Below are 25,779 nucleotides of genomic sequence, written 5' to 3'. Positions count from 1 at the left end.
TCCGGGTGCGCGGAGGGTGTCAAGAGGGTGCCCGACTCATCCGCGCATGCTTGGATGGACGTATGACCGAAGAGCGCACCAAGCCCGAGTTCGACGCCCCCACGGGACCTGCTCCCGCCGATCTCGTCATCCGCGACCTCATCGTCGGCGACGGCGACGAGGCGAAGCCCGGCGACAACGTCACCGTGCACTACGCCGGCGTCGAGTACGAGTCCGGCGAGGAGTTCGACTCCTCGTGGGGCCGCGGCGAGTCGATCCAGTTCCCGCTGCGCGGACTCATCCAGGGATGGCAGGACGGCATCCCCGGCATGAAGGTCGGCGGACGTCGCGAGCTGATCATCCCGCCGCACCTGGCCTACGGCCCCGCCGGCGGTCACTTCCTCGGCGGCAAGACGCTGATCTTCATCATCGACCTGCTCAAGGTCGGCTGATCGGACATCTCCGTGAGAAGGGGGTGGATGCCGCGGCATCCACCCCCTCCTCGTCTCTCCCGGATTGTTCCTCGAGAGTTTTTCCATGTGTGGGAATACATACGGATTCCGCGTGTTGACTAGCCGCAGACCGTTTCCCCGATGAAGGATGGCAGACATGACCGACACCACCACCGTTCCCGAGATCCCTGGCTACAAGGCCGGCACCTGGGTGCTCGACCCTGCGCACAGCGAGGTCACCTTCAGCCTCCGCCACATGATGATCTCGAAGGTGCGCGGCGTCTTCGGTATCAAGAGCGCCACCATCGAGGCTCCGGAGAACCCGCTCGAGGCGAAGGTCAGCGCGACCGTCGACGTCGCCTCCATCAACACGAACGACGAGAACCGCGACAACCACCTGCGCAGCGCCGACTTCTTCGATGTGGCGCAGTTCCCGACGATCGAGTTCGTCTCCACCGGTGTCCGTTACCAGAACGGCGACTTCCTCGTCGACGGCGACCTCACGATCCACGGTGTCACCAAGCCGGTGACCTTCGAGCTCGAGTTCGGCGGCTTCGGCACCGACCCCTACGGCAACTACAAGGCCGGTGCCACTGCGACGGGCGTCATCAACCGCGAGGACTTCGGTCTGACGTGGAACGCGGCCCTCGAGACCGGCGGCGTGCTCGTCGGCAAGGACGTCACGATCACGCTCGACCTGCAGGGTTCGCTCCAGGCCTGAGTCCCTCCGTCCGACGGCGGTCGTTCCCGTTCCAGCGGGACGGCCGCCGTTGCGGCATTCGGAGTCGGTTCTGCGCGAGGAGGATGCCGAGGAAGACGATCCCGGCGCCGACCGGCTCGTGCCAGCCGATGCGTTCACCGAGGACGAGAAAGCCCAGCCCCACGCCCACGACCGGCGTGATGTACGTCACGGTCGACGCGGCCGTGGGCCCCCAGGCCCGCAGCGTGTTCTGGTTCCAGATGTAGGCCACGCCCGTGCCGAGGCAGCCCAGCAGCACCATGCTCACCACGATCCACGGGTCCAGCCGTACGGGCGTGAGGGCCACTGCCGGCGCCACGACCGTCATGATCACCGCGGCGATCCCGATGTTCACGAACGAGAAGGCGAGAGGGCTCATGCCCGAGTTCGCGAGGAAGCGGCGCATGTATGCGAGGCTGAAGCCGTAGCACGCGGTCGCGCCGAGAAGGGCGAGCTGAGCGAGCAGGCTCTGCGTGAGGTCGAGGCCGGTCCACGGTGCGATGATCACCACCACCCCGCCGATGCCGAGGGCGATGCCCGCGATCTGCACCGGCTTCAGACGCTCCACGCGGAACACGAGCGCCGCCATGATCGCGGTCATGATCGGCGTCGTCGCGTTGTAGATGCTTCCGAGGCCCGACGACACGTGCTGCTCGGCCCACGAGAACAGCAGGAACGGCACGACGCAGAAGCTCACCGCGAGCACCGTCATATGGCCCCACACCCGCGCGTCCTCGCGGCCCAGACCGGGCAGTCGGTCGCGACGGATGAGGACGAAGACCCCGAGCGTGGCCGCGCCCAGCACGAGACGCCCCCACGCGACCTGCGCGGGAGAGATGCCGCCGAGGGCGACCTTCATGAACAGGAAGCTCGATCCCCAGATGATCCCCATCAGGACGAACTGGACGGCGATCGCCGCCGAGGACGGCCCCGGGCGAACCGGGGTGGGAGCGGGCGAGCGGGTCACGCGCCGACTCTAGCGGCGGCCACGGACGCCGTCGGCGCCCGTGGTATGCCACGTCCGAAACCCGCCGAAGCCTGGCAGGAATCGGTCGCGGCATCGAGCGTCAGGGATCGAGCGTCAGGGGACGGGGTTCTCGGCGTCGTAGCTGCGGAACCCCGGGTACAGGCGCGCGAGGGTCGCGACGATCGCGATGATCAGGATGCCGCCCATCAACGGTGGGAACCAGAGCGTGGTGATCGTGGCGAGCGTCCCCGCGTAGAGGGCTCCGATGCGGGGGCCGCCGGCCACGACGACGATGAAGATTCCCTGCAGCCGTCCCCGCACGGCATCCGGCACCGCAGCCTGCAGCATGGTGGAGCGGTAGATCGCGCTCACGTTGTCGGCGGCGCCGCCGACGGCCAGCGCCACGCAGGCGGCGACGATCATCGCGATGTTCGCGTGGTCGGCATCCACTCCATTCGGGGCGCCGACGCCGACCGCGGCGAGCACCAACGCGAGAGCGAAGGCGCCGATGGCCGCGCCGTACACCTCGACCGCGCGCGCGATGCCTCGTCCATGCCAGCGATATCCGCCGACGCGCCCGGAGAACAGGCTCGAGAGGAAGGCGCCGGCCGCGATCGCGGCGGTGAGGATGCCGGCCGTGACCGGCCCGCCCCCGAGCAGCACCATACCGAGTGCCGGGAAGAGGGCGAGCGGCTGGCCGAAGGTCATCGCGACGATGTCCATCACGAACTGCAGGCGGATGTTCGGCGCGCGTTTCAGGAACGAGATCCCGTCCTTGAGCGACTCCAGTCCCGGGCGCACCGTCTCGCCCTCGGGGCGCATGGCGGGCAGTGTCCAGAGCCCGAGGAACAGGCTGAGCATGAGGATGACGTCGATGGAGTAGGTCCAGGCGTATCCGGTGGTCGCCACCAGGATCCCCGCCAGTGCGGGGCCAGCCATCACCATGATGCCCACAGTGACGCCCTGCAGGGCCGCTGCGGAGGGCAGCAGCTCGCGGGGGAGAAGGCGTGGGATGATCGAGGAGCGGCTCGCCATCACGATGGAGTTGGCGGCCGCGTTGACGACGCTGAGGACATAGAGCGACCAGACCGCCTCCTGCTGCGTCCAGGCCAGAACGGCCAGCAGCAGCGTGGAGGCGAAGGTGACGGTCGCGGCCGTCAGAGCCACCGTGCGACGGTCGAAGGCGTCGGCGAGCATGCCGCCGTAAATGCCCGCGAGCACCATCGGCACCAAACCCGCCACGGCGATCATCGAGACGGCGAACGTCGACGATGTCAGTGCGTACATGTGCAGCATGACGGCCATGATCGTGAGCTGGCCGCCGAGCCCCGACAGCGTCGAGCCGATCCACAGCCGCGCGAACGCAGGGCTGTGCCGGAACGGCGTCAGATCGATCAGGTGGCTGCCGCTCATGCGTCCACCTCGACGCGCTTGTGACGCGAGGCGTGTCCGCGGAGGATCGTGACGTCGCGCGGCGCCACGCCGAAGTGATCGGCGAGTACGCGCATCACCGCGTCGTTGGCTGCGCCGTCGACGGCGCGCTCGCGCACGAAGACCGTGAGGCCCTCGGCATCCTGCTCGACGAGGGGGCCCTTGCGGCTGCCGGGTTTGACGTGGACGGAGAACTGCACGCCTCGAGCCTAAGAGGATTGGCCCGGGCCGCGGCGCCGAGTTTCCGGGACGGGCTCGGCGCTGGTAGACTCCTGAGGTTGCCGTTCGATCGGCCGCGGATAAAGAGAGCCCACGCATCAGGCGTCGGGCGCCGCGCAACGAAGAGGAAGGGGATCACCTATGGCACTGGAAGCAGACGTCAAGAAGGCGATCATCGAAGAGTACGCGACGCACCCCGGTGACACCGGATCCCCCGAGGTGCAGGTCGCGATGCTGACGCAGCGCATCAAGGACCTCACCGAGCACCTCAAGGAGCACAAGCACGACCACCACTCGCGTCGTGGCCTGTTCCTGCTCGTCGGTCAGCGTCGTCGCCTGCTGGGTTACCTGCAGGACATCGACATCAACCGTTACCGCTCGCTCATCGAGCGTCTCGGTCTGCGCCGCTAAGGCTTCGCGCCCAGCGTTCAATCGCGCAAAACGTTCTTGGAGAGCCTCCCCACGGTGTGGGGAGGCTCTCGTCATTCCACGGCATCGTGAGGCGCTGACGCCCGGCGCCGGCATCAGGCGCGGGCGGCGAGCAGGTCGGCGTGCCAGCGCTCGGCGACGTCGGGATGCGCGCGCAGGCGCGACTTGAGGGCGTTCTCGCCGTAGAGGCCGTGGATTGGGTTCGTCGGGTCCTGCGTCACCCCGCGCGCCTGTGCGGCGAGCTGCGGGGGCAGTGCGATCAGCGGAAGCCGCGCGTCGAGGGCCGGGTTGAAGAAGAACGGCACGGAGATGCGGTCCTCGGGATGCCGGGGCGAGACCACGCGGTGATTCGTCGCGATCAGGTAGCCGCCGGTCGCGTACTCGAGCATCTCGCCGATGTTGACGACGAACGCGCCCGGCACCGGCGGCGCGTCCACCCACTGCCCGTCGCGTTCGACCTGCAGCCCGCCCTTGCCGGGCTCGACCCACAGCAGCGTGAGCACGCCCGAGTCCTTGTGGGCGCCGACGCCCTGGGCGGGCTCCGGCGAGGTCGAGCCCGGATAGCGCACGATCTTCAGCAGCGTCGAGGGCTCCCCGAAATGCTCGTCGAAGTAGTCCTCGGGGGCGCCGAGGGTGAGCGCCCAGGCGCGCAGCAGCGTCCGCGCCACGACGGTCAGGTGCTCCTGCCAGGCGATCGCGACATCGCGCAGTTCCGGCTGGGCCGCCGGCCACAGGTTCGGCCCGATCAGTCGCGCGAAGTCGGGAGCCTCGGGGTCCGTCACGGCATCCCGCTCGGGGCCGATGTCGATCTGCTCGCGCCAGTCGACCTCGCCCTGGGTGCGCTCGCCGCCGATGCGCGTGTAGCCGCGGAAGTGCGGGCTCGTCACGTTCTCGATCGCGAGCTTGTCGGCTTCCGGCAGGGCGAAGAAGTCCCGGGCGGCGCGGTGCAGGCGCTCCTCGAGCTCGCCGCTGATGCCGGTGCCGGTGAGGTAGAAGAAGCCCACGTCGTGGGTGGCCACCCGCAGCTGCTCGCGGAACAGCGCCGCCTGTTCCGGGCCGGCGTCGAGCAGGGCGAAGTCGAGGACGGGCAGGTTCAGGTCGCTCATGAAGGCGAGGGTAGGCCGCTGCGGCGCCATCGCGCGCCTGTGTTGCGCCGTGTGACCGCCGTCGGCGACGGGAATAGCCTGGACACGGACGCGTTGCACCAGATACATTCATTTGCATGTATTGGATGCCGAGGCATCCGGAAGGCGAAGGACACCGTGAACGAGAAGAGCCCGCAGATGCAGTTCGGCATCTTCACCGTCAGCGACATCACGCAGGACCCGACCACGGGCCACACGCCCAGCGAGGCCGAGCGCATCCGCGCGACCGTCGAGATCGCCAAGCACGCCGAGGAGGTGGGCCTGGACGTCTTCGCCCTCGGCGAGCACCACAACCCGCCGTTCTGGTCGTCGTCGCCGACCACCACGCTGGCCTACATCGCCGCCCAGACCGAGCGGCTCATCGTCTCGACCTCGACGACCCTCATCACCACGAACGACCCGGTGAAGATCGCCGAGGACTACGCCATGCTGCAGCACCTCTCCGGTGGCCGCATGGACCTCATGCTCGGCCGCGGCAACACGGGGCCCGTCTACCCCTGGTTCGGCAAGGACATCCGTCAGGGCCTTCCGCTGTCGATCGAGAACTACGCGCTGCTGCACAAGCTGTGGCGTGAGGACGTCGTGGACTGGGAGGGCAAGTTCCGCACCTCGCTGCAGGGCTTCACCGCGACCCCACGGCCCCTCGACGGCGTCGCGCCCTTCGTGTGGCACGGCTCGATCCGCACGCCCGAGATCGCGGAGCAGGCCGCGTATTACGGCGACGGCTTCTTCGCGAACAACATCTTCTGGCCGGCCGAGCACTACCAGCGCCTCATCGGTCTCTACCGCCAGCGCTGGGAGCACTACGGCCACGGCGCACCGGAGACGGCGATCGTGGGCCTGGGCGGCCAGGCGTTCATGGCGAAGAACTCGCAGGATGCCGTGAACCAGTTCCGTCCGTACTTCGACAACGCCCCGGTGTACGGCCACGGCCCGTCGATGGAGGACTTCACCGAGATGACGCCGCTGACCGTCGGCTCGCCGCAGCAGGTCATCGACCGCTACGCGGGGATGCGCGACATCTTCGGCGACTACCAGCGCCAGCTGTTCCTCATGGATCACGCCGGCCTGCCGCTGAAGACGGTGCTGGAGCAGCTCGACTTCCTCGGCGGCGAGGTCGTGCCGGTGCTGCGCAAGGAGTTCGCGAAGGACCGTCCCGAGAACGTGCCGGACGCCCCGACGCACGCCTCTCTGGTCCGCGCCGCCTACGGCGACGGACCCTCACGCCAGGCGACGCCGCGCGCCAACCGCGGTGACAACCTGAGCGGGCCCTCGCCCTACCAGGACGCCCCCGCCCCCGCCGGTGCCGCGTTCGGAGTGGGGGCGACCCGATGAGCGCGCGTCGCGTCGCCGTGGTCTCGGCCGGCCTGTCGAATCCCTCGTCCACGCGCATGCTCGCCGACCGCCTGGCGGCGGCGACGGTCGCGGCGCTGGCTGAGCTGACGGGTCCTGACGGCGCGCCCATCCAGGCCACCGTCGACACGATCGAACTGCGCGATCTCGCACACGACATCACGAACAACCTCCTGACCGGCTTCGCTCCACCCGCGCTGGAGTCGGCCATCAACACGGTCGTGTCGGCTGACGCCCTCATCGTGGTCACCCCGATCTTCTCCACGAGCTACTCGGGGCTGTTCAAGTCGTTCATCGACGTGCTCGACCCCGACGCGCTCACGGGCAAGCCCGTGCTGATCGGCGCCAACGCCGGCACGGCGCGGCATTCGCTCGCGATCGACTACGCCATCCGCCCGCTGTTCGCCTACCTGCACGCCGAAGCCGTCTCGACGGGTGTGTTCGCGGCATCCAGCGACTGGGGCGCCGCGGCCGATCAGGTCGCGCCGCTGAGCTCGCGCGTCGAGCGCGGTGCCCGCGAACTGGCCGAGGCCGTCGCGCGCCGTCAGCCCGCCGGCAGCGACGACCCGTTCGACCCCGCGAACTACCTCGGAGAGGGACGTTCCTTCGGTCACCTGCTCGGCGGTCTCGCCGGGGAGTGACTCCTGACGACGCCCCCGATCACGCTCCGGCGCGGTCGGGGGCATCGCCGTCTCAGCCGGCTGCGGCCTCGGCGCGGGCGAGGGCGGATGCCGCGCGCACGAGAGCCAGGTGCGAGAGCGCTTGCGGGGTGTTGCCGGCCTGCCGCTTCTCGGCCACGTCGTACTCCTCGGACAGCAGGCCGACGTCGTTCGCGCGGGCACAGGCGCGGTCCATGAGCGCCCGCGCGTCGGCGAGACGGCCGCTCGCCGCGTACTGCTCGACGAGCCAGAACGAACACGCCAGGAACGGGTTCTCCGTGCCTTCCAGCCCGTCCACCCCCGACTCCGTGCGATAGCGCAGCACGAGACCGTCGACCATGAGGGTGCGCTCGATCTCGGCCACGGTGGCCAGCATGCGCGGGTCGTCCGCGGCGCAGAATCCGACCGTCGGAAGCAACAGGAGCGAGGCATCTACCGCGTCCGTCGCGGTGTGCTGCACGAAATGGCCTCGTGGGGAGACTCCGTGAGCGTCGATGTCGGCGCGCACCCGGTCGCGCAGCTGCTCCCAGTGCGCGTCGGGGCCGTGCAGACCGTGTTCGCGCACCGAGCGCACGCCGCGATCGAATGCCGCCCACACCATGGCCCGGGAGTGCACGAAAACCTGCGGCGCACCGCGGATCTCCCAGATGCCCTGATCGGGTTCGTCGATGCGCTCCTCGACACGGCGCAGCAGCGCGCGCTCCAGCGGCCACGAGATCGCCGACTGCTCGATGCCGGCCGCACGCGCGGCGAACAGGCACGTCATGACCTCACCGGTCACGTCGGCCTGGTACTGCTGCGCCGCGCCGTTGCCGATCCGCACGGGCGCGGCACCCCCGTAACCGGGCAGGTCGCCGAGCTCCCGTTCCATGAGGTCGCGCTCGCCGGCGATGCCGTAGACGATCTGCAGGTCGGCCGGGTCGCCCGCGATCGCCCGCAGCAGCCAGCGCTGCCAGTGCGCCACGACGTGCGCGAAGCCCTGGCCGAGCAGCACCTCGATCGTCAGCGAAGCGTCTCGCAACCAGACGAAGCGGTAGTCCCAGTTGCGCTCGCCGCCGAACTGTTCGGGCAGCGACGTGGTGGGTGCGGCGATGATGCCGCCCGTGTCGCGGTGCGTGAGCGCGCGCAAGGTCAACAGCGAACGCACGACGACGTCGCGGTGCGGTCCGTGCACGTCGATGCGTTCGGCCCACGCGCTCCACCATTCGCGCGTGCACTGCAGGGCATCCTCGACGTCGAGCGGGGCGGGAACAGGGCGGTGCGAGGCATGCCAGGTGAGCGTGAGGTCGCGGTGCTCGCCGGCGGCGACGCTCAGCGTGCCGCGGTGCACGTGGTCGGTGGCGGTGAGCGGCGCACCGCGCAGAGCCACGGCATCCGGCCCGGCGATCGCGGTCACCTCGGGGGCATCGGCGGTGCCGGTCTGGCGCACCCACGGCAGCGCGCGGGCGTAGTCGAAGCGCAGGCGTACCTGCTGCTCGAAGTCGACCCGGCCGCTGATGCCGACGACGCGGCGCACCAGATCCACGCGGTGCGAGACGTCGAGGTGTCGGGGATCGACAGGCAGGCAGTCGTGCACCTCGGCCACCCCATCGGCGCTCTCCCAGCGGGTGATGAGGGTGAAGCTGTCGCCGTCGTAACGTCGCGTCGCCCGCGCGTCGGGATCGGTGGGCCGCAGCGCCCATCGCCCCTGATGGTCGTCACCGAGAAGGGCCGCGAACACGGATGGCGAATCGAAGCGCGGCAGGCACAGCCAGTCGATCGATCCGTCCCGCGAGACCAGCGCCGCCGTGCGGCAGCTGCTCAGCAACGCGTAGTCCTCGATGGGCGTGGGGGACAGGGCCACGCCCCTGTATGCATCTGCCACGGATCGATTCTGCCTCCTCGCCCACCTGGATCGGGCGACATAGGGTGAGCACATGGGCGACGTGTCGACACTGGTGATCATCGGGGGAAGCGGCGATCTGACGCAGCGACTGCTGTTGCCGGCGCTCGCCGACCTGTTGCGACAGCAACCGGCGCGACAGCTGCACCTCGTCGGCGTCGGGCGTACCGAGATCAGCGAGGCGCAGTGGCGGCGACGCGTGCGGACCGCCTTCCGCGAGGCCGGGGCGGAGGATGCCTTCTCCGCTGTCGCTTCGACACCGTTCATCACGGCTGACGCAACCACGGCGGCCGGCCTGCGTGCGGTGATCGGCGCCGTGCCGGAGGGGCGTCTCGTGCTCTACTTCGCCGTGCCGCCGGCCGCGGCCGCTGCCGCCTGTGCGGCTTTGTCTGCGTCCGATCTGCCCGAGGGGACGGTCCTCGCACTGGAGAAGCCGTTCGGCGAGGACGAAGCCAGCGCGCGTGAGCTCAACGCGGTGCTGCTGAAGCTGCTGCCCGAACAGCAGGTGTTCCGTGTCGATCACTTCCTCGGCCGCTCCACCGTCCTGGACGTTCTCGGCGCGCGGTTCGCGAACCGGCTGCTGGAGCCCATCTGGTCGGCGGAGCACATCGAGCGCGTCGAGATCCGCTTCGATGAGACCCTCGGGCTGGAGGGCCGCGCGGGTTTCTACGATCACGCCGGAGCACTCGTCGACATGATTCAGAGCCATCTGCTGCAGGTCATGGCCGTCGTCGCGATGGAGCCGCCCGCGGCCCTCACTGCGACGGATCTCCGTGACGCCACCGCGGCGGTGCTGCGGGCGACGCACGTGTGGGACGACAACGCCGTGCGGTTCTCTCACCGGGCCCGCTACACCGCCGGCACGGCGGGCGAGGAACGGATGCCGTCGTACGTCGACGAGCCGGGCGTCGATCCCGCACGGGAGACCGAGACGCTCGCGCAGGTGCGCGTCGAGGTGCGAAACGCCCGGTGGGCCGGCGTGCCGTTCACCCTGCGATCCGGTAAGGCGCTGGCAGCCAAGCGCGCGGAAGTCGACGTGGTCCTGCGACCCGTGCGCCACCTGCCCGTCGGTTTCACCGGCGATGCGAGCGGAGCCGTCATCCGCTTCGGCCTCGGGCCCGACAAGCTCACGATGCAGATCTCGGTCAACGGCGGCGAGGAGCCGTTCGCCCTGCACCGCGCCACTCTCGAGGCCGACCTCGGTCTGGGCACGCATGCCGCCTACACGGAGGTGCTCGCCGCGATCCTCGACGGCGACGCCATGCTGGCCGTCCGCGGAGACGCCGCCGAGGAGTGCTGGCGCATCGTCCAACCCGTCCGTGATGCGTGGCGACGCGGCGATGTGCCCATGGAGGACTACCCGGCCGGATCGGATGGTCCCGACGGGTGGGCCGCTTGCTGACTCATCTCCAGCGGTACTCGGTCTCCGGCCGTCCGCGCGTGCCGTAGCGGGGCGCGCGATCCACGCGACCGGCATCCGCGAGGTGCTCGAGGTAGCGCCGGGCCGCGACACGCGACATGCCCAGCGCATCGGCTGCTTCGGTCGCCGACAGTCCTCCTCCGTCGCGGACGGCCCGCGATACGCGTTCCAGCGACGCGGGGGACAGCCCCTTCGGCAACGCGATCGTCCCCGTCGGGCGCAGCGCCCCCAGCATCGCATCGATTTCGGATTGGGTCGCCGCCCCGGATGCCGCGCGTGCGCGCTCGCGGTATGCGCGGTACTGCTCCAGCCGGTCGTGGAAGGTCGCGAAGGTGAACGGCTTGACGAGGTACTGCGCCGCGCCGAGGGCGACCACCTGGCGGACGACGTCGGCGTCGCGCACCGAGGTGATGGCGATGACGTCGACGTCTGCGGCACGTGCGCGGACGTGCCGCAGGACGTCGAGGCCGGAGCCGTCGGGCATGGTCATGTCCAGCAGCACGAGATCGATGCGGTCGCGATCGGATGCGTCCAGAATCGCCGTGACCGCGGCCCGCGCGCCCGCGCACTCGGCGACCACCTCGAAACCGTCGACCCGGTCGATGTACGAGCGGTGCAGTTCGAGCGTCAGTGCCTCGTCATCGACGAGCAGCACGCCGATCATGACCGCACCGTCGGCAGGACGACGCGGAACGTCGTCGGAGAGAGATCGACGGCGATCGTCCCGCCGATCTCGTCGATGACGGCGCGCACCAGTGCCAGCCCGACGCCGCGGCCGTCGCTGCCGGCCGGCTTCGTCGAGAACCCGCGCTCGAACATTCGTGCACGCACCTCCTCGTCGGGACCGTCGCCGGAGTCGGAGACGGTGAGCAGCAGTTCGTCCTCCACCGTGCGTGACATGTGCACGCGCACCCACCTCGGCGTCGGACCGGAGGCCGCGGCATCCAGGGCGTTGTCGATGAGATTGCCGACGAGCGCGACGGCGTCGATCGGGCTCAGAAGCGAGCGGGGGGCATCCGCGGCGATGTCGGTCGACCATTCGATGCCTCGTTCCATCGCCTGCGAGGCCTTGCCCAGCAGCAGCGCCCCCACCGTGGGATCGCCGTCTGTGCGGGCAGCGACCTGGTCGACGAGTGCCTGGCTCTGCCGCGCCGAATCCGTCAGGATGCCGATCGCGTCGTCCGTGCGCCCCAGTTCGATGAGGGCGACGGCGGCGTGCATGCGATTGCCATGCTCGTGGGTCTGCGCGCGCAGGGCCTCGCCGAGTGTGCGCATCGACTCGGCGGAGGCCAGGGTGTCGCGGATGGCACCGGCGGGAAGGTCGCCGGCGACCAGACGGGTCGCACGGCGGGCGAGCACCGCACCGGCAAGCCCGGCGCCGACGAGCACGAGGCCGACGGCCGCGACGACGAGCAGGCGTGGCACCACTTGCGCGGTCACCGTCCGGATCGTCACGCCGACCGAGACCCAGCCGACGAGGCGCCCGTCGACCTCGACGGGCACGATCGTGCGCAGCGACGGCCCGAGCGTTCCGCTGAACTCCTCGGTGAGAGGCGCCGGCGAGGCCGGGATGGTGCCGATGTAGTGCTTTCCGATCTGTGCCGGGTCACGATGCGTCACGCGGATGCCGTCGGCATCCATGATCGTGACGAAGTCGACGCCAGCGCCCGACATGACCGCCGTCGCCACCGGCTGCAGCGTGCGGCTGGCGGCGGCGTCGTCGCTCTGCGCGAGGGCCGTAGAGACCTCTCGCAGGTCGGCGAGGGTCGCCGCCACCGCCTGCGTGACACGCTCTGCCTCGGCCCGCGCGGTGCGCTGCGCCTCCAGCACCAGCAGCCCGGCAGTTGCCAGAGCCAGCACGAGAGCGGCGCCGGCCAGCCACAGGAAGATCCGGGACGCGGCGCTGCGTCCGATCCTTCGGGTCATGGCGTCCTCGGCGGTCGATGGCGGGTCGTCGGGTCGTCCCAGCCGCGTATCGGAGCGGCCGCCGGGACCAATACGACCACAAGTGAACCACGAGGGGGCCCGCACTGCACTCTGTGCGTGTGGCCGCCAGCGTCGGCAGCCCCCGAACAACGACCCGTTCACACCTGGAGGCGGACATGGCCCTCACATCATCTTTCAAGCTCCCCGGCTACAACTGGCGCCGCGGCAAGAGCTCCTGGGACAAGCACACCTGGCTCTATGTGGCGGTGATCATCGCGGTGGTCCTGGGAGCCGTCGTCGGTCTCGCCTGGCCGGACTTCGCGAAGGGGCTCGAGCCGGTCGGCAAGGCCTTCGTCAACCTCATCAAGATGATGATCGCGCCGATCATCTTCTGCACCATCGTGGTCGGCGTCGGATCGATCGCGAAGGCCGCCACGGTCGGAAAGATCGGCGGACTCGCCCTGCTCTACTTCCTCGTGATGTCGACGTTCGCGCTGGCGATCGGCCTCGTCGTCGGCAACATCATCCACCCGGGCGAAGGCCTGAACATGGCCGGCGCCACCTACGACGCCGGCAAGTCCACCGAGGCCACAGACACCGTGAGCTTCCTCCTCGGGATCATTCCCACGACGTTCTTCAGCGCCTTCACCGGCCCGAGTGTCCTGCAGGTGCTGTTCATCGCGCTGCTGGTGGGCTTCGCGCTGCAGCAGCTCGGGAAGAAGGGCGAGCCGATCATGTTCGCCGTCAAGCAGCTGCAGGTGCTCGTTTTCCGCATCCTCGGCATGATCCTGTGGCTCGCCCCGATCGGGGCGTTCGGCGCGATCGCGGCGGTCGTCGGCAAGACCGGCGTCTCGGCCATCGTGAGCCTCGGCATCCTGATGATCGCCTTCTACATCACGTGTGCGGTCTTCATCATCGGAGTGCTCGGGTCGCTGCTGTACGTCGTCACCCGCGTCAACATCTTCAGCCTGATCAAATACCTGGCTCGCGAGTACCTCCTCATCATCGGCACGAGCTCCTCCGAGTCGGCGCTGCCGCGTCTGATCGGCAAGATGGAGCACATCGGCGTATCCAAGCCGGTCGTCGGCATCACGGTGCCCACCGGGTACTCGTTCAACCTGGACGGCACCGCGATCTATCTGACGATGGCGTCGCTGTTCATCGCCACCGGGATGGGGATGCCGATGTCGATCCCCGAGCAGATCGGCCTGCTGGTGTTCATGATCATCGCCTCCAAGGGTGCTGCGGGCGTGACCGGTGCGGGCCTGGCGACTCTCGCCGGCGGTCTGCAGGCGTTCCGTCCCGATCTGGTCAACGGCGTCGGCGTCATCGTCGGCATCGACCGCTTCATGTCCGAGGGCCGTGCGGTCACCAACTTCACCGGCAACGCCGTGGCCACCCTCCTCATCGGCACCTGGACGAAGCAGATCGACCGCGACCGCGTGCGCGAGGTGCTCTCCGGACGCATCCCGTTCGACGAGGCCACCCTCACCGGCGACGGGCACGACGGCATGTCCACCGACACGTCCGCTGTCGGCACTCAGGGCCTGGAGGAGGCTGCGATCGCCGAGGCCGAGGCGAAGCAGGAGCGCGCACGTCAGCGCGCCGGGGTGCGCTGACCCGATCTGCACGCACCGGTGCCGCGCTCCCGATCATGTGTCGGGGGCGCGGCGCCGTTGTGCGCGGGTGACGATGGCGTCCGTCGCCGCGCCGAGCGCGATCGCCACCACGATCGAGGCGATCACGGCGGCGACGGTGCCGCCCGGGATGATGGCCGCGACGGCCGCGCCGAGCAACGCCTGGTAGAGCGCCCACGCGCTCGCCGCAGGCGCTGCCAGCAGCAGGTAGCGCCGCAGCGGCATCCGTGAGGCACCCGCGACGAGGTTCACGGCGAGGCGGGCGAACGGGATGAAGCGGGCCGTGAACATCATCGTGGCACCGCGGCGGTCCAGCGCGGTTCGCGCCGTACCGAAGGCCGCCGCCACTCTGGGCCCGCGCATCCAGCGCCACCGCTCGAGCCCCGCCGTGCGGCCGACGAGATAGCAGCCGAGGTCTCCGGTCAGCGCGGCCGCCGCCGCGACGACGATGACGGCGGTGAGCGGGGGAGAGCCTTCCGCGACGGCGAGGGCGCCGAGCGTCGTGACGGCAGCCTCGCCCGGGATGACGACGAGGAAGGCGTCACCGACGACGAGGAGCGCCATCGCGGGGAGGGCCCACGGGCTCTGGGCGAGGGCCTGCAACCACGCGTCGCTCACTCTCTCGGAGTATCACGCCGTCATGAACGCGCGGGGAACGGCGTGTGCGGCGGTGACGTCGGGGTGGCCGCCACGGGACCGTTCGGCGAACACTGCGTTCCGGCGCCCGATTCGGCCCCGTCACCGGCCCCGCAGCCGCGACGCTGGACCCATGAGAGTCGCGTTCGTCGCCGAGTCGTTCCTGCCTCACATGAACGGGGTCACCGGTTCGGTGCTGCAGTCCGTCCGCCACCTCACCGCGAGCGGACACGAGGCTCTCGTCGTCGCCCCCGGCGCACCGGGGGCACGCTCCGACGCGCAGACGCGCGTGCTGCCCTCGATGCCACTGCCGGGCTACCCCCAGGTGCGTGTGGCGTTCGGGCGCACCGGTACCCTGGCCGGCATCCTGCGGGACTACCAGCCCGACGTCGTCCACCTCGCCTCACCGTTCGTGTTGGGCTGGCGCGCTGTCGCGGCGGCGGCGAGCCTGGATCTGCCGACCGTGGCCGTCTACCAGACCGATGTCATCGCCTATGCCAGAAAGTACGGTCTGCCGCGGGCGACGGCCCTCACCGCGGCGCACGTCGCCCGCCTGCACGCCCGCGCGACGCTCACCCTCGCCCCGTCCTCGGCGGTGCTCTCGCAACTCGATGAGCTCGGCGTCGATCGCACCCGCCTCTGGGGCCGCGGTGTCGACACCGAACGCTTCCACCCCGGCCGTCGCAGTGACGCGTGGCGCCAGTGGATCGCTCCGGGCGAGGTCATCGTCGGCTACGTGGGGCGACTCGCTCCCGAGAAGCAGGTGGAGGATCTGGCCGTGATCGCCGGGATGCCGGGTGTGCGGCTGGTCATCGTCGGCGACGGCCCCGCGCGTGCCCGGCTGGAGCGTGCGCTGCCGGGCGCGGTGTTCCTCGGACACCTCTCCGGGATCGAGCTCGCCCAGGCGGTCGCCGGCTTCGACGTCTTCGTGCACCCGGGCGAGAGCGAGACGTTCGGTCAGACGATCCAGGAAGCACACGCCAGTGGGGTGCCCGTGGTGGCGACGGGACGCGGCGGCCCCGTCGACCTCGTCCGCTCCAGCGTGGACGGCTGGCTCTATCGCCCCGGCGACCTCGACGATCTGCACGACCGTGTGCGCGATCTCGTCGGCGACGCGACCAAGCGGCAGGCGTTCGGGACGGCGGCACGCGCGGGCGTCGAAGAGCGCACCTGGCCCGCGCTCGTCGACACTCTTCACGGCTACTACCTCGAGGCGCAGCAGCTGCACGGGGCCGGTCTTTCGACGGCGCGCGCAGCGCGGGTGCGCCCGGCATCCATCGCTCCTGCCCGCCCGCCGCGGTCGTGGAGCCGCGTCGTGGCACTCGGCGATTCGCTCACCGAAGGTTTGTGCGACACGTCCCGCATGCCCGAGGGTCAGTACCGGGGATGGGCCGACCGTCTGGCGACGCTCCTCGCGCAGCGCTCGTCGTCGACGGTGCGCTACGCGAACCTCGCCGTCCGCAGTCGACGGGTGCGCGATCTGCTCGACGAGCAGCTGCCGCGGGCGCTCGAGCTCGCTCCGGATCTGACCACCGTGCTGATCGGCGCGAACGACCTCGTGTCGCATCGCGCCGATCCGGACGTGCTCGCCGATCGGCTGGACTACGCCGTCGGTGTGTTGCGGGCCGCCGGCAGCGATGTGCTGCTGGTGACGCCGTTTCTTCCCGCTCGTCGTGCGTCGGGGCTGTTCGCGCGGCGCTTCGCCCGGTTCGCCGAGCGCCTGCGCGAGACGGCGACGGTACACGGGGCATTCCTCCTCGACCTCGACATCGACCCGGACGTCGGGGAACTCGAGAAGTGGTCGCACGACAAGGTGCACCTGAGCTCACGAGGCCACCGCTTCGTCTCCTACCGCGCCGCGGAGGTGCTCGGGGTGCCGGATGTCGAAGCGCTCGGGGCGCTCGATGCCGCTCTGCACGCGGAAGAGGATCGTCCGGTCTCGGGGACCTGGCTCACGCGCGACGCCTTGCCCTGGGTGTGGCGGCGCCTGCGCGGCCGCACGGCAGGTGACCAGATCACCGCGAAGCACACCGATTACATCGAGCTTCCGGCCGGAGGATCGAGCGCGCGGACCCCCGCGCCACAGTCCTGAGGCGAGCGAGCGGCTGCGGCGGAGTCAGCCGCTCTTGCGGCGGAACTCCCGCTTGGCGACTGCGCCGTGGCTGGCGTGCACCGACGAGTCTCCGTCGAGGTGCGCCTCACCCGAGCGGTGCTGCGCGTTCTTCTTGTCGAGCGCCTCCTTGAACTTGCGCTTCATCTCATCGGATGCCGAGGTGTCGTGGGTGCTCATACCGTCAACCATACGCACGCCGAGGTGCGACTGATAGGGTTGAGCAGGTTGCCGTGGATCTTCCGCGGCATCCGGAGCAGGCCGGCAGGAAGCTGGTCCCCTGTGGTGGGTTCCCGTTCGATGAGATCCGATGCGAACGGTGGCTTTCTACTGGTGGCCAGCGCTGATCGTCCCGGCGGCGCCGCACGCGGAGCCGCCGCGCGTCTGGATCTGCCTGTTCCTGCTCCTTCGCACGATCTCGTGCGCGAAACGCGCGCGCGAGTCTAAACAAAGAAGGAGAGACCTCTTGGAAGGTCCAGAAATCACCGCCGCCGAAGCCGTTCTCGACAACGGCCGATTCGGCACCCGCACGATCCGGTTCGAGACCGGACGACTGGCGCAGCAGGCACAGGGTGCCGTTGCCGCCTACCTCGACGAAGAGACCATGCTGCTGTCGGCCACGAGCGCGGGCAAGCACCCGCGTGAGGGCTTCGACTTCTTCCCGCTGACCGTCGACGTCGAAGAGCGTTCGTACGCCGCTGGCAAGATCCCCGGTTCGTTCTTCCGTCGCGAGGGTCGGCCCTCCACCGAGGCGATCCTCGTCTGCCGCCTGATCGACCGCCCGCTGCGTCCGTCGTTCGTCGACGGCCTGCGCAACGAGGTCCAGATCGTCGTGACCGTCCTGAGCATCGCCCCGGGCGAGTTCTACGACGCGCTGGCGATCAACGCGGCATCCCTGTCGACGCAGATCTCCGGTCTGCCCTTCTCCGGCCCCATCGCCGGTGTCCGCCTCGCGCTCATCCCGGGCCACGGCGAGCACGCCGACCAGTGGGTCGCGTTCCCGACGGCCGCGCAGGTCGAGGAGGCCGTGTTCGACCTGATGGTCGCCGGTCGCGTCCTGGAGGACGGCGACGTCGCGATCATGATGGTCGAGGCCGAGGCCACCGAGAACAGCTGGAACCTCATCAAGGCCGGCGCCGTCAAGCCCAGCGAGGAGATCGTCGCGCAGGGACTGGAGGCCTCCAAGCCCTTCATCAAGGAGCTCGTCGCGGCGCAGAACGTCGTCGCGAACACGGCGGCCAAGGAGATCCAGCCCTACCCGGTCTTCCCGGCCTACGCGAAGGAGACCTACGACTTCGTCGCCGGTCGCGCGTACGACCGCCTCGTGCCGGTGTACCAGATCGCCGACAAGATCGAGCGTCAGAACGCCGACGACGCCGTCAAGGACGACGTCAAGGCGCAGCTGGTCGCCGCCGTCGAGGCGGGCGAGCTGCCCGAGAGCGCGCTGGCCGAGTTCGGTGGCGCGTACAAGTCGGTCACGAAGCTGATCGTGCGCAGCCGCATCCTCACCGAGGGTGTGCGCATCGACGGCCGCGGTCTGGCGGACATCCGTCCGCTGGATGCCGAGGTCCAGGTCATCCCGCGCGTGCACGGCTCCGCGATCTTCCAGCGCGGCGAGACCCAGATCCTGGGTGTCACGACGCTGAACATGCTGAAGATGGAGCAGCAGATCGACTCGCTGTCGCCCACGACCAGCAAGCGCTACATGCACCACTACAACTTCCCGCCGTACTCGACCGGTGAGACCGGTCGTGTGGGCTCGCCGAAGCGTCGCGAGATCGGGCACGGCTTCCTCGCCGAGCGCGCCCTCGTGCCGGTGCTGCCCAGCCGCGAGGAGTTCCCGTACGCGATCCGTCAGGTCTCCGAGGCCCTCGGCTCCAACGGCTCGACCTCGATGGGTTCGGTCTGCGCATCGACCCTGTCGCTGCTGAACGCGGGTGTGCCGCTGCGCGCCCCCGTCGCCGGTATCGCGATGGGCCTCGTGTCCGACCAGGTCGATGGCCAGACGCGCTACGCCGCGCTGACCGACATCCTGGGCGCGGAAGACGCGCTCGGCGACATGGACTTCAAGGTTGCGGGCACGAGCGAGTTCGTCACGGCGATCCAGCTCGACACGAAGCTCGACGGCATCCCGTCGTCGGTGCTGACCGCCGCGCTGACGCAGGCCAAGGACGCGCGCATGACGATCCTGAACGTCCTCAACGCCGCGATCGACGGCCCGGACGAGATGGCGCCGACGGCCCCGCGTGTCATCAGCGTGCAGATCCCCGTCGACAAGATCGGTGAGCTGATCGGCCCGAAGGGCAAGACGATCAACGCGATCCAGGACGAGACGGGTGCGCAGATCTCCATCGAGGAGGACGGCACCGTCTACATCGGTGCGACCGACGGCCCCGCGGCGGAAGCCGCTCGCGCCCAGGTCAACGCGATCGCCAACCCGACCAACCCCGAGGTGGGCGAGCAGTTCCTCGGAACCGTCGTCAAGCTCGCGGCGTTCGGCGCGTTCATCTCGCTGCTGCCCGGCAAGGACGGCCTGCTGCACATCAGCGAGGTGCGCAAGCTCGCCGGTGGCAAGCGTGTCGAGAACGTCGAAGACGTCCTCGGCGTCGGTCAGAAGCTGCTCGTCAAGATCACCAAGATCGACGACCGCGGCAAGCTGTCGCTCGAGCCCGTGCTCGAAGAGGCTGCCGACCAGGAGGGCCGTGCGGCCGCCAGCGAGGGCCCGGAGGCTCCCGCCGAAGGTTGAGTGCTTCGTCGCCCGGCGCTGAGGGTTTCACCCTGACAGTGCTGCGGCGGCGACCAGGACACGGATGCCCGCTTCCTCCCGTCTCGGAGGGGCGGGCATCCGTTCGTTCACGCGATGTCCACCGGATGGGGGACACGCACCCACGCGGAACGGCGTCGTGACGCAAGCGTTATGGAATGTTTACCGTTCGTTGGGCTCAATGCGCGGCCCGTACCCGCGTCTGCCTTACCCTCGGAACTACACATCGGGGGGTGGGTAGACAAGAAGGGCGACACCGCATCCGCGGTTCGTGAAGGGGGTGAACGGATGGGCTACTTCGGCATCGGAGCGACGCCGACGGCCGTACGCGCCGCGCCGCCCGTGCACCCGTCCGCTCCCATTCCCGTTCAGGGGGCACCCGTGGGAGCCGGCATCCGCGTTGCGCTCGGCGAGTCCGGGCTCCAGGTCTTCCCGTTCATCCTCGGCGCGGCCGAATTCGGTTGGCACGTCGACCTCACGGCCTCGCACGGCATCCTCGACGCGTACCGTGCGCGGGGCGGGAACGCCGTGCACACGTCCGACGGTTACGCGGCGGGGCGCAGCGAGCACATCGTCGGGCAATGGATGCAGCGTCGCGGCATCCGCGACGACATCGTCGTCGCCGTTCGCGTCGGCGCCAACCCCGACCACCCCGGGCTCGGTCCGGTGAACCTCATCCGGGCTGTCGAAGCGTCGTTGACGCGGTTGCACACGGACCGGATCGATCTGCTGTACCTCGACGCACTGTCCGATGACGCGACCACTCTCGAGGACACTCTGGCCACGGTGGAATGGCTGATCGAGTCGGGAAAGGTGCGCGCCGTCGGCGCCTACGGTCATACGGCCGCCCAGCTGGTCGAAGCCCGGATTCTCGCCTCGGCGGGCTACCCCCGCTTCACGGTGCTCGATGTCCCGTACAACATCCTGCGGCAGTCGGAGTTCGAGGGCGACCTGCGTCTCGTGACCAGCGCCCAGGGCATCGCCGTGACGCCGTCGCAGGCGCTCGAGCACGGTTACCTCGCCGGCGTACATCGCGACCGTGCTCAGGTGGCATATTCGGTGCGCGGCATCCAGTTGGCGGCGGCCATGAACCGGCGCGGATCGCGAACGCTCCGTGCGCTGGACCGCATCGGTGACGAACTCGCGGTGCCGCCGTCGGCCGTCGCCATCGCCTGGCTGCTGGCGCAGCGCGCCGTCGTCGCCCCGATCGTGAACGTCTTCGCGGTGAGCCACGTCGACGAGCTGGTGCAGGGCGTGGGGGCGCGGCTCAGCCGCTCTCACCTGGGCGAGATCGCACGCGCCACGCAGTAGAGGGTGGCGTGTCGCCCGGTGTCAAGACCCGGGGCGATGGCGACGGCCTGACGTAGGCTGGGAGCTGCCCCACCCCCAGGCGAGACGAGTATGACGTGACGCATTACCTGTACCTCGTGCGACACGGAGAGCATCTCGACGCGGAGCACGGACTCGAAGACGGCCCGCTGTCGCCGCGGGGTCGACGCCAGGCGGAGCTTCTCGCCGACCGGCTGTCCGGCGTGCCGCTGGATGCCGTGTGGCACTCGCCTCTGGAGCGCGCGGCCGAGACGGCCCGCGCGGTGGCAGGTCGCCTCCCCTCGGTGACTCCGAAGCCCTCGGCGCTGCTGTTCGACTGCATTCCCACCGGGATGCTGCCCGAGACGCCGTCGATCTACGAGCCGTTCTTCGGCTCCTACACCGAGGCCGAGATGGACGCCGGGCGCGCACAGATGGGGGATGCGGTCGCCGAGTTCCTCGTTCGCAAACCCGCCGCCCATGAGCTGCTCATCACCCACAACTCCGTCATCGCCTGGTTCGTCCGTGAGGTGCTCGACGCCCCGGACTGGCGATGGATGACGATCAATCAGGCGCACTGCGGTCTCACGGTGCTCGCCCAGCGCAAGGGCCGGCCGTGGGCTCTTGTGACCCACAACGACCTCGCCCATCTGCCGATGGAGCTGCGTACGGGCCTGCCCGAGGTTCCTCCGGTCTGAGCGAACGCGGGATGAGCGGCGACCGCTTCAGGCGCGCGGCATCCGCCGCTGCGCGATCGGTCGTCGGCGTTCACAACTCCGGAGGTTCTCGCCGGGCCGTCGGGACGCCTGCGCCCCCGCACGGAAACCCGGGCGCGAGTCGACGAAACTCCGGAGTTGCGAACAGGCCGCGTGCGCGCCACCAGGCCACGGCCTCCACGAGTTCCGTGACGTCGTGTTCCGCAGCGGGCATGTCGACATCTTCCACGCGCCTCGGCCGGTCAGCCGACGCAGACGCCCGAGCTCAGAGCACCTTGCCGTACCAGCGGGTCGCGTTCGGGTTGTCGTTGTAGGGCTCGATGGCGGTGAAACCCGAGCGCGCGTAGAGCGCGCCGGCGGCCTCCAGCGTGTGGTGGGTGTCGAGCACGAGCTCTGCCGCGCCGAACGCGCGGGCCCGCCCCTCGAGCGCGTCCAGCAGGATCCGACCCCAGCCGCGACCGCGGGTGCGCGGCTGCAGGTACAGATGCTTGACCTCGTACCGCACGCCCGCCGGTCCCTCCTCGACCCTGCGGATGCCGCCGCACCCGGCATCCGCCCCGTCGTCGTCGACCAGGACGAGAAAGACGCCGGCCGGGGGCGTGAAGACGGATGCCGCGGGGAAGACGGGACGGTACGCCTGTCCCTGAGGGAACGCGTCGGCACGCATCTGGAAGTACTCCTCCAGCAGGGCATGTGCGCGCGGGTCGTCGGCGGCGAGGGGGGCGAGCAGCACCATCCCTCGAGCGTAACCGTGTCGGCCGCACGGCCTAGGCTGGAACCATGACGACGAGAGTGGCCCTCGTGGGCGGCACCGGCAAGCTCGGTGCGATCATCGCCGGCGTGATCGACGAGCTCGACGACTTCGAGACGGTGGCCGTTCTCGGGTCGGCGAGCGATCTCGCCGAGATCGACGCGGCCGATCTCGTCGTCGATGCGTCGACGCCCGGTGTGTCGATCGACGTCGTCCGCGCAGCGATCGAACGCGGGAAGAACGTGCTCGTCGGCACCTCGGGCTGGTCGACCGAACGGATCGCGCTGGTGCGCCCCCTCGTCGAAGCGGCGGGTACGGGCGCGGTCTTCATTCCCAACTTCTCCCTGGGCTCGGTCGTCGCGACGGCACTGGCGGCGGCGGCGGCACCTCTGTTCCCCTCGATCGAGATCGTCGAGACGCATCGCGAGACGAAAGTCGACTCGCCGAGTGGCACGGCGGTGCGCACCGCCGAACTCATCGCCGACGCTCGCGTCGGGGTCGGGCCGGTCGAGTCCCCGCATGTCGATCAGCGGGCGCGCGGCCAGCAGGTCGCGAGTGTTCCCATCCATTCGTTGCGCCGGCCGGGCGTCATCGCGAAGCAGGAGACGATCCTGTCGGGGCCGGGGGAGTCGCTGACCATCGTCCACGACACGATCGAGCCGGCCCGCGCGTACGCGCCCGGCATCCGCATCGCCCTTGCGGCGGCGCGGGACGCGCGCGGGGTGACGATCGGCCTCGACGCGCTCATCGATCTCGGTCTCGGCGCGCCGCGCCCCGCAGCGCCGGTCATCGAGGTCGTCGACGAGGGCTCCGTTCCCGGGCAAGTCGCCCGCGTCACCGGGGCATGAAGGCCCGCGCGGGCGTCGCCGTCATGGCGGCGCTGCTCGTCCTCTACATCGTTCTCGTCGCGCAGCGCGCGTGGCTGTTGCTGATCTCGGGGCAGATCATCGGCGTCGCCATGGGCGTGGCGCTGATCGTCCTGCCCGTCATCGCGGGGTGGGCGCTCTGGCGGGAGCTTGCTTTCGGGCGCAGCGCCGAGCGCCTCGCCAGGCGGCTGGAGGCCGAAGGCGCGCTCCCGAGCGAGGAGATGGATGTCCGCGTCAGCGGCCGTCCCGACCGTGCGCAGGCCGATGCGGTGTTCCCGCACTACCGGCACGACGTCGAGGCGCACCCCACCGATTGGCGCGCCTGGTTCCGGCTGGGGCTGGCCTACGACGGCGCCGGCGATCGACGCCGCGCCCGCGAAGCCATCCGACGGGCGATCACGCTCGAGAAGAACCCGCCGACGCGCTGATCAGGCCGGCACCGCGGCGGCCACGGCATCCTCGACCGTCGGATGCGAGAAGACGAAGCCGGATGCCGTGAGCGCCTCGGGGACCACATTCATGTCGCACGTGAGCAGTCCCTCTGCCGCGTCGCGCCCGAGGACCAGCTTCAGCGCCCACTCCGGTACGCGCAGCAGGTAGGGGCGATTCATCCGCCTCGCGAGAGCGAACCCGAGATCGTTGGCGCTCGTGCGCTCGGGCCCTGCGAGGTTGACCGGGCCGGCGAGGCCGTTGTCGATGACATGGCGGATCGCGCGGACCTCGTCGTCGAGAGAGATCAGCGGCCAGACCTGGGTTCCGCGACCGATCGGGCCCGACAGGCCGAGCTTGGTGAGCAGCAGAAGCGGCTTGAGAACACCGTCGGCGTGCACGACCGGCGCGGTGCGCAGCAGCGATACGCGGGCGCGATCCCCGGCGCCGCGGGTCGCGGCCGTCTCCCACTCGCCGCACAGGTCCGCCAAGAAGGTGTCTCCGCGCGGAGACGACTCGGTGAAACTCGCCCCCGGCGCCGACGGGTAGTAGCCGACCGCTGACGAGGACACGAAATGGGGGGCGTCCTCGCCGAGCGCGCGCACCGCTGCCGCGAGCGCCTGCGTCGGAGCGATCCGCGACCACACGAGATCGTGCTTGTACCGTCGCGTCCACGGAAAGTGCCCGAGCGTTGCGCCGTTGAGCCCGACGACGGCCCGCGCACCTTCGAGTGCCGCCGCGGGCAGCGGCTGGGCGGCCGGATCCCAGGAGATCTCGTCGGGCGCGGCGCTCGCGCGGCGCACGAGGCGCGTCACGGCGATGCCGTCGGCGCGCAGGCTCGCCACGAGAGCGCGGCCGATGAGACCGGAGGCTCCCGCGACGACGACGCGCCCCTCGGCGCGCGATGGGTCGTTCTCAGGCAAGCGTCGCCTCGAGCGTGATCTCGATGCCGGCCAGGGCGGCCGAGACGGGGCAGCCCGTCTTCGCCTCGCCCGCGATGCGGGCGAAGTCCTCGGCCGACAGTCCCGGGACCACCGCGTTGACGTTCAAGTGCGAGCCGGTGATGCCGGTGCCCGGGATGAAGGTGACGGATGCCGTGGTCTCGATGCTCTCCGGGGGCGTTCCGTTGCCGGCGAGCGCGTGCGAGAGGGCCATGCTGAAGCACGAGGAGTGCGCCGCGGCGAGCAGCTCCTCCGGCGTCGTCACCGATGAGGAGCCTTCGCTGCGGGCCTTCCAGTTGACGGCGAACGGACCCTGGTTCGAACTCTCCAGGGCGATCTCGCCGGATCCGTCGGTGAGGGAGCCCTTCCAGCTCGTGGACGCTTCGCTCGTGACGCTCATGTGTGCTCCTCGTGTCGGATGCGGGCCGCGTGGCGGCGGTGTGCATCCGAGCCTAGACGGGCCCGTCCCCCCACGGAACCGGTCGGGCTGGCGGCAGGAGCGAACCCTCAGACGCTGGCGGGGGCGCCGGTGACGCGTCCGAGCTCCAGCTCGATCGCGCTGCGGCTGGGAGTGCCTCCGAAGCGGGTCTGGATGACCCCGTCGCGGTCGAGGATCAACGTCGTCGGCGTCTGGAGCACGTGGAAGTGCTTCGCGATGTCGGGACGGTCGGTGAGGTCGACGTCCAGGTGCATCACGCCGTCATGGGTGTCGGCGATCGATCCGAGCACGCGGTGCACGCCGGGGCAGCGGGCGCACATCTGGGTGCTGAACTGCAGCAGGGTGGCGCGCTCACCGAGGGCGTCCGCTCCGAGCCGACGCGGCTCCACGACTTCATCGGTCGAGGCGCGGCGGGGACGGTTCTGCGTCCACCGCAGGAAGAGTCCGACGGCGAGGGTCACGGCGAGCAGTGCGGTCAGCACGAGCACGGCATCGACGATGTTCACGGTCTGCCACGATACCGCCTCTCGAGGGGACCCGGCTCCGATGACGGGCCGTTCGTAACCGTCCCGGTGTCGGCG

General features: G+C 70.0%; 26 protein-coding genes. 13 read left to right on the top strand and 13 right to left on the bottom strand.

Annotated elements, in window-relative coordinates; translation table 11 throughout:
• Nucleotides 1–62 precede the first annotated feature (62 nt).
• Both HMPREF1529_RS00455 and HMPREF1529_RS00450 read left to right on the top strand, forming a co-directional pair.
• Nucleotides 63–431, top strand: a complete 369-nt coding sequence (locus tag HMPREF1529_RS00455) for an FKBP-type peptidyl-prolyl cis-trans isomerase (RefSeq protein WP_016463275.1) — start codon at nt 63–65, stop codon at nt 429–431.
• Between the two features lie 157 nt (nt 432–588).
• Nucleotides 589–1,152 carry a YceI family protein gene (locus tag HMPREF1529_RS00450; RefSeq protein ID WP_016463274.1) on the top strand — a complete coding sequence of 188 codons (564 nt, stop codon included), beginning with the start codon at nt 589–591 and terminating at the stop codon, nt 1,150–1,152.
• Here HMPREF1529_RS00450 and HMPREF1529_RS00445 read toward each other — a convergent pair.
• The 3 genes from HMPREF1529_RS00445 to HMPREF1529_RS00435 all read right to left on the bottom strand — a co-directional run bounded on the left by HMPREF1529_RS00445 (nt 1,118) and on the right by HMPREF1529_RS00435 (nt 3,768).
• Nucleotides 1,118–2,137: a DMT family transporter gene (locus HMPREF1529_RS00445; RefSeq protein ID WP_016463273.1), complete on the bottom strand. Its 1,020-nt coding sequence runs from the start codon at nt 2,135–2,137 to the stop codon at nt 1,118–1,120. The two genes, HMPREF1529_RS00450 and HMPREF1529_RS00445, sit on opposite strands and share 35 nt — an antisense overlap.
• Nucleotides 2,138–2,251: 114 nt before the next feature.
• Nucleotides 2,252–3,550 (bottom strand): MFS transporter, encoded by a 1,299-nt coding sequence (locus HMPREF1529_RS00440; protein ID WP_016463272.1) that lies wholly within the window; start codon nt 3,548–3,550, stop codon nt 2,252–2,254.
• Complete coding sequence (locus HMPREF1529_RS00435; RefSeq protein WP_016463271.1) at nt 3,547–3,768, bottom strand: DUF167 domain-containing protein; 222 nt, start codon at nt 3,766–3,768, stop codon at nt 3,547–3,549. The genes HMPREF1529_RS00440 and HMPREF1529_RS00435 overlap by 4 nt, the downstream gene beginning before the upstream one ends.
• 160 nt (nt 3,769–3,928) lie before the next feature.
• On the opposite strand from HMPREF1529_RS00435, the gene rpsO reads away from it, so the two are divergent.
• Nucleotides 3,929–4,198 carry a 30S ribosomal protein S15 gene (gene rpsO, locus HMPREF1529_RS00430; protein ID WP_005048780.1) on the top strand — a complete coding sequence of 90 codons (270 nt, stop codon included), beginning with the start codon at nt 3,929–3,931 and terminating at the stop codon, nt 4,196–4,198.
• Between the two features lie 113 nt (nt 4,199–4,311).
• On the opposite strand, the gene HMPREF1529_RS00425 is transcribed toward rpsO, so the two are convergent.
• On the bottom strand, nt 4,312–5,322 hold the full coding sequence (locus tag HMPREF1529_RS00425) for an isopenicillin N synthase family dioxygenase (protein WP_198013016.1): 1,011 nt from the start codon (nt 5,320–5,322) through the stop codon (nt 4,312–4,314).
• 177 nt (nt 5,323–5,499) lie between these two features.
• Here HMPREF1529_RS00425 and HMPREF1529_RS00420 point away from each other — a divergent pair, with 177 nt between their 5' ends.
• Together HMPREF1529_RS00420 and HMPREF1529_RS00415 are read left to right on the top strand one after the other, a co-directional pair.
• Entirely contained in the window at nt 5,500–6,696 is a 1,197-nt protein-coding gene (locus tag HMPREF1529_RS00420) for an LLM class flavin-dependent oxidoreductase (RefSeq protein WP_187289899.1), read from the top strand.
• Nucleotides 6,693–7,355, top strand: a complete 663-nt coding sequence (locus HMPREF1529_RS00415) for a CE1759 family FMN reductase (protein WP_016463268.1) — start codon at nt 6,693–6,695, stop codon at nt 7,353–7,355. Before HMPREF1529_RS00420 ends, HMPREF1529_RS00415 begins: the two co-directional genes overlap by 4 nt.
• 52 nt (nt 7,356–7,407) lie before the next feature.
• On the opposite strand, the gene HMPREF1529_RS00410 is transcribed toward HMPREF1529_RS00415, so the two are convergent.
• Nucleotides 7,408–9,237, bottom strand: a complete 1,830-nt coding sequence (locus tag HMPREF1529_RS00410; RefSeq protein ID WP_016463267.1) for a glycoside hydrolase family 15 protein — start codon at nt 9,235–9,237, stop codon at nt 7,408–7,410.
• Nucleotides 9,238–9,289: 52 nt separating this feature from the next.
• On the opposite strand from HMPREF1529_RS00410, the gene HMPREF1529_RS00405 reads away from it, so the two are divergent.
• The gene (locus HMPREF1529_RS00405; RefSeq protein WP_016463266.1) at nt 9,290–10,657 is read left to right on the top strand and encodes a glucose-6-phosphate dehydrogenase; all 1,368 of its coding nucleotides are present in this window, start codon (nt 9,290–9,292) and stop codon (nt 10,655–10,657) included.
• A 1-nt stretch (nt 10,658) separates the two neighbouring features.
• On the opposite strand, the gene HMPREF1529_RS00400 is transcribed toward HMPREF1529_RS00405, so the two are convergent.
• Both HMPREF1529_RS00400 and HMPREF1529_RS00395 read right to left on the bottom strand, forming a co-directional pair.
• Nucleotides 10,659–11,339 (bottom strand): response regulator, encoded by a 681-nt coding sequence (locus tag HMPREF1529_RS00400; protein ID WP_005048793.1) that lies wholly within the window; start codon nt 11,337–11,339, stop codon nt 10,659–10,661.
• Nucleotides 11,336–12,601, bottom strand: coding sequence for a sensor histidine kinase (locus HMPREF1529_RS00395; RefSeq protein ID WP_016463265.1), 1,266 nt, complete (start codon nt 12,599–12,601; stop codon nt 11,336–11,338). The genes HMPREF1529_RS00400 and HMPREF1529_RS00395 overlap by 4 nt, the downstream gene beginning before the upstream one ends.
• Before the next feature lie 176 nt (nt 12,602–12,777).
• On the opposite strand from HMPREF1529_RS00395, the gene HMPREF1529_RS00390 reads away from it, so the two are divergent.
• Nucleotides 12,778–14,220, top strand: a complete 1,443-nt coding sequence (locus tag HMPREF1529_RS00390; protein ID WP_016463264.1) for a C4-dicarboxylate transporter DctA — start codon at nt 12,778–12,780, stop codon at nt 14,218–14,220.
• A 33-nt stretch (nt 14,221–14,253) separates the two neighbouring features.
• Here HMPREF1529_RS00390 and HMPREF1529_RS00385 read toward each other — a convergent pair whose 3' ends face one another.
• Nucleotides 14,254–14,856, bottom strand: coding sequence for a DedA family protein (locus HMPREF1529_RS00385; protein ID WP_005048809.1), 603 nt, complete (start codon nt 14,854–14,856; stop codon nt 14,254–14,256).
• Nucleotides 14,857–15,007: 151 nt separating this feature from the next.
• On the opposite strand from HMPREF1529_RS00385, the gene HMPREF1529_RS00380 reads away from it, so the two are divergent.
• Nucleotides 15,008–16,966, top strand: a complete 1,959-nt coding sequence (locus HMPREF1529_RS00380) for a GDSL-type esterase/lipase family protein (protein WP_016463263.1) — start codon at nt 15,008–15,010, stop codon at nt 16,964–16,966.
• 24 nt (nt 16,967–16,990) lie between these two features.
• On the opposite strand, the gene HMPREF1529_RS16005 is transcribed toward HMPREF1529_RS00380, so the two are convergent.
• Nucleotides 16,991–17,164 carry a DUF5302 domain-containing protein gene (locus HMPREF1529_RS16005; RefSeq protein WP_100226788.1) on the bottom strand — a complete coding sequence of 58 codons (174 nt, stop codon included), beginning with the start codon at nt 17,162–17,164 and terminating at the stop codon, nt 16,991–16,993.
• Nucleotides 17,165–17,450: 286 nt separating this feature from the next.
• Between HMPREF1529_RS16005 and HMPREF1529_RS00375 the strand changes: the two genes are divergently transcribed.
• The 3 genes from HMPREF1529_RS00375 (at nt 17,451) to HMPREF1529_RS00365 (ending at nt 21,754) form a co-directional block, all read left to right on the top strand.
• Nucleotides 17,451–19,730, top strand: a complete 2,280-nt coding sequence (locus HMPREF1529_RS00375) for a polyribonucleotide nucleotidyltransferase (RefSeq protein WP_036282566.1) — start codon at nt 17,451–17,453, stop codon at nt 19,728–19,730.
• 306 nt (nt 19,731–20,036) lie between these two features.
• The gene (locus HMPREF1529_RS00370; RefSeq protein ID WP_016463261.1) at nt 20,037–21,059 is read left to right on the top strand and encodes an aldo/keto reductase; all 1,023 of its coding nucleotides are present in this window, start codon (nt 20,037–20,039) and stop codon (nt 21,057–21,059) included.
• Between the two features lie 95 nt (nt 21,060–21,154).
• Complete coding sequence (locus HMPREF1529_RS00365) at nt 21,155–21,754, top strand: histidine phosphatase family protein (RefSeq protein ID WP_005048819.1); 600 nt, start codon at nt 21,155–21,157, stop codon at nt 21,752–21,754.
• Nucleotides 21,755–22,037: 283 nt separating this feature from the next.
• On the opposite strand, the gene HMPREF1529_RS00360 is transcribed toward HMPREF1529_RS00365, so the two are convergent.
• The gene (locus HMPREF1529_RS00360) at nt 22,038–22,508 is read right to left on the bottom strand and encodes a GNAT family N-acetyltransferase (RefSeq protein ID WP_016463260.1); all 471 of its coding nucleotides are present in this window, start codon (nt 22,506–22,508) and stop codon (nt 22,038–22,040) included.
• A 44-nt stretch (nt 22,509–22,552) separates the two neighbouring features.
• Between HMPREF1529_RS00360 and dapB the strand changes: the two genes are divergently transcribed.
• The gene (gene dapB / locus HMPREF1529_RS00355) at nt 22,553–23,371 is read left to right on the top strand and encodes a 4-hydroxy-tetrahydrodipicolinate reductase (RefSeq protein ID WP_016463259.1); all 819 of its coding nucleotides are present in this window, start codon (nt 22,553–22,555) and stop codon (nt 23,369–23,371) included.
• A complete protein-coding gene (locus HMPREF1529_RS00350) occupies nt 23,368–23,817 on the top strand; it encodes a hypothetical protein (RefSeq protein WP_016463258.1) in 450 nt (149 codons plus the stop codon). Before dapB ends, HMPREF1529_RS00350 begins: the two co-directional genes overlap by 4 nt.
• Here the strand turns inward: HMPREF1529_RS00350 and HMPREF1529_RS00345 are convergent, their stop codons facing one another.
• The 3 genes from HMPREF1529_RS00345 to HMPREF1529_RS00335 form a co-directional block, all read right to left on the bottom strand.
• Complete coding sequence (locus HMPREF1529_RS00345; RefSeq protein WP_016463257.1) at nt 23,818–24,741, bottom strand: TIGR01777 family oxidoreductase; 924 nt, start codon at nt 24,739–24,741, stop codon at nt 23,818–23,820.
• Nucleotides 24,734–25,159, bottom strand: coding sequence for an OsmC family peroxiredoxin (locus HMPREF1529_RS00340; protein WP_016463256.1), 426 nt, complete (start codon nt 25,157–25,159; stop codon nt 24,734–24,736). Before HMPREF1529_RS00340 ends, HMPREF1529_RS00345 begins: the two co-directional genes overlap by 8 nt.
• Nucleotides 25,160–25,266: 107 nt before the next feature.
• A complete protein-coding gene (locus HMPREF1529_RS00335; protein WP_005048831.1) occupies nt 25,267–25,704 on the bottom strand; it encodes a TlpA family protein disulfide reductase in 438 nt (145 codons plus the stop codon).
• Nucleotides 25,705–25,779 lie beyond the last annotated feature (75 nt).

The organism is Microbacterium sp. oral taxon 186 str. F0373 (genome assembly GCF_000411455.1).
Lineage (GTDB): Bacteria > Actinomycetota > Actinomycetes > Actinomycetales > Microbacteriaceae > Microbacterium.
The sequence above is the reverse complement of the archived record's forward strand: the minus strand, read 5'-3'. Positions and strand labels throughout refer to the sequence as shown.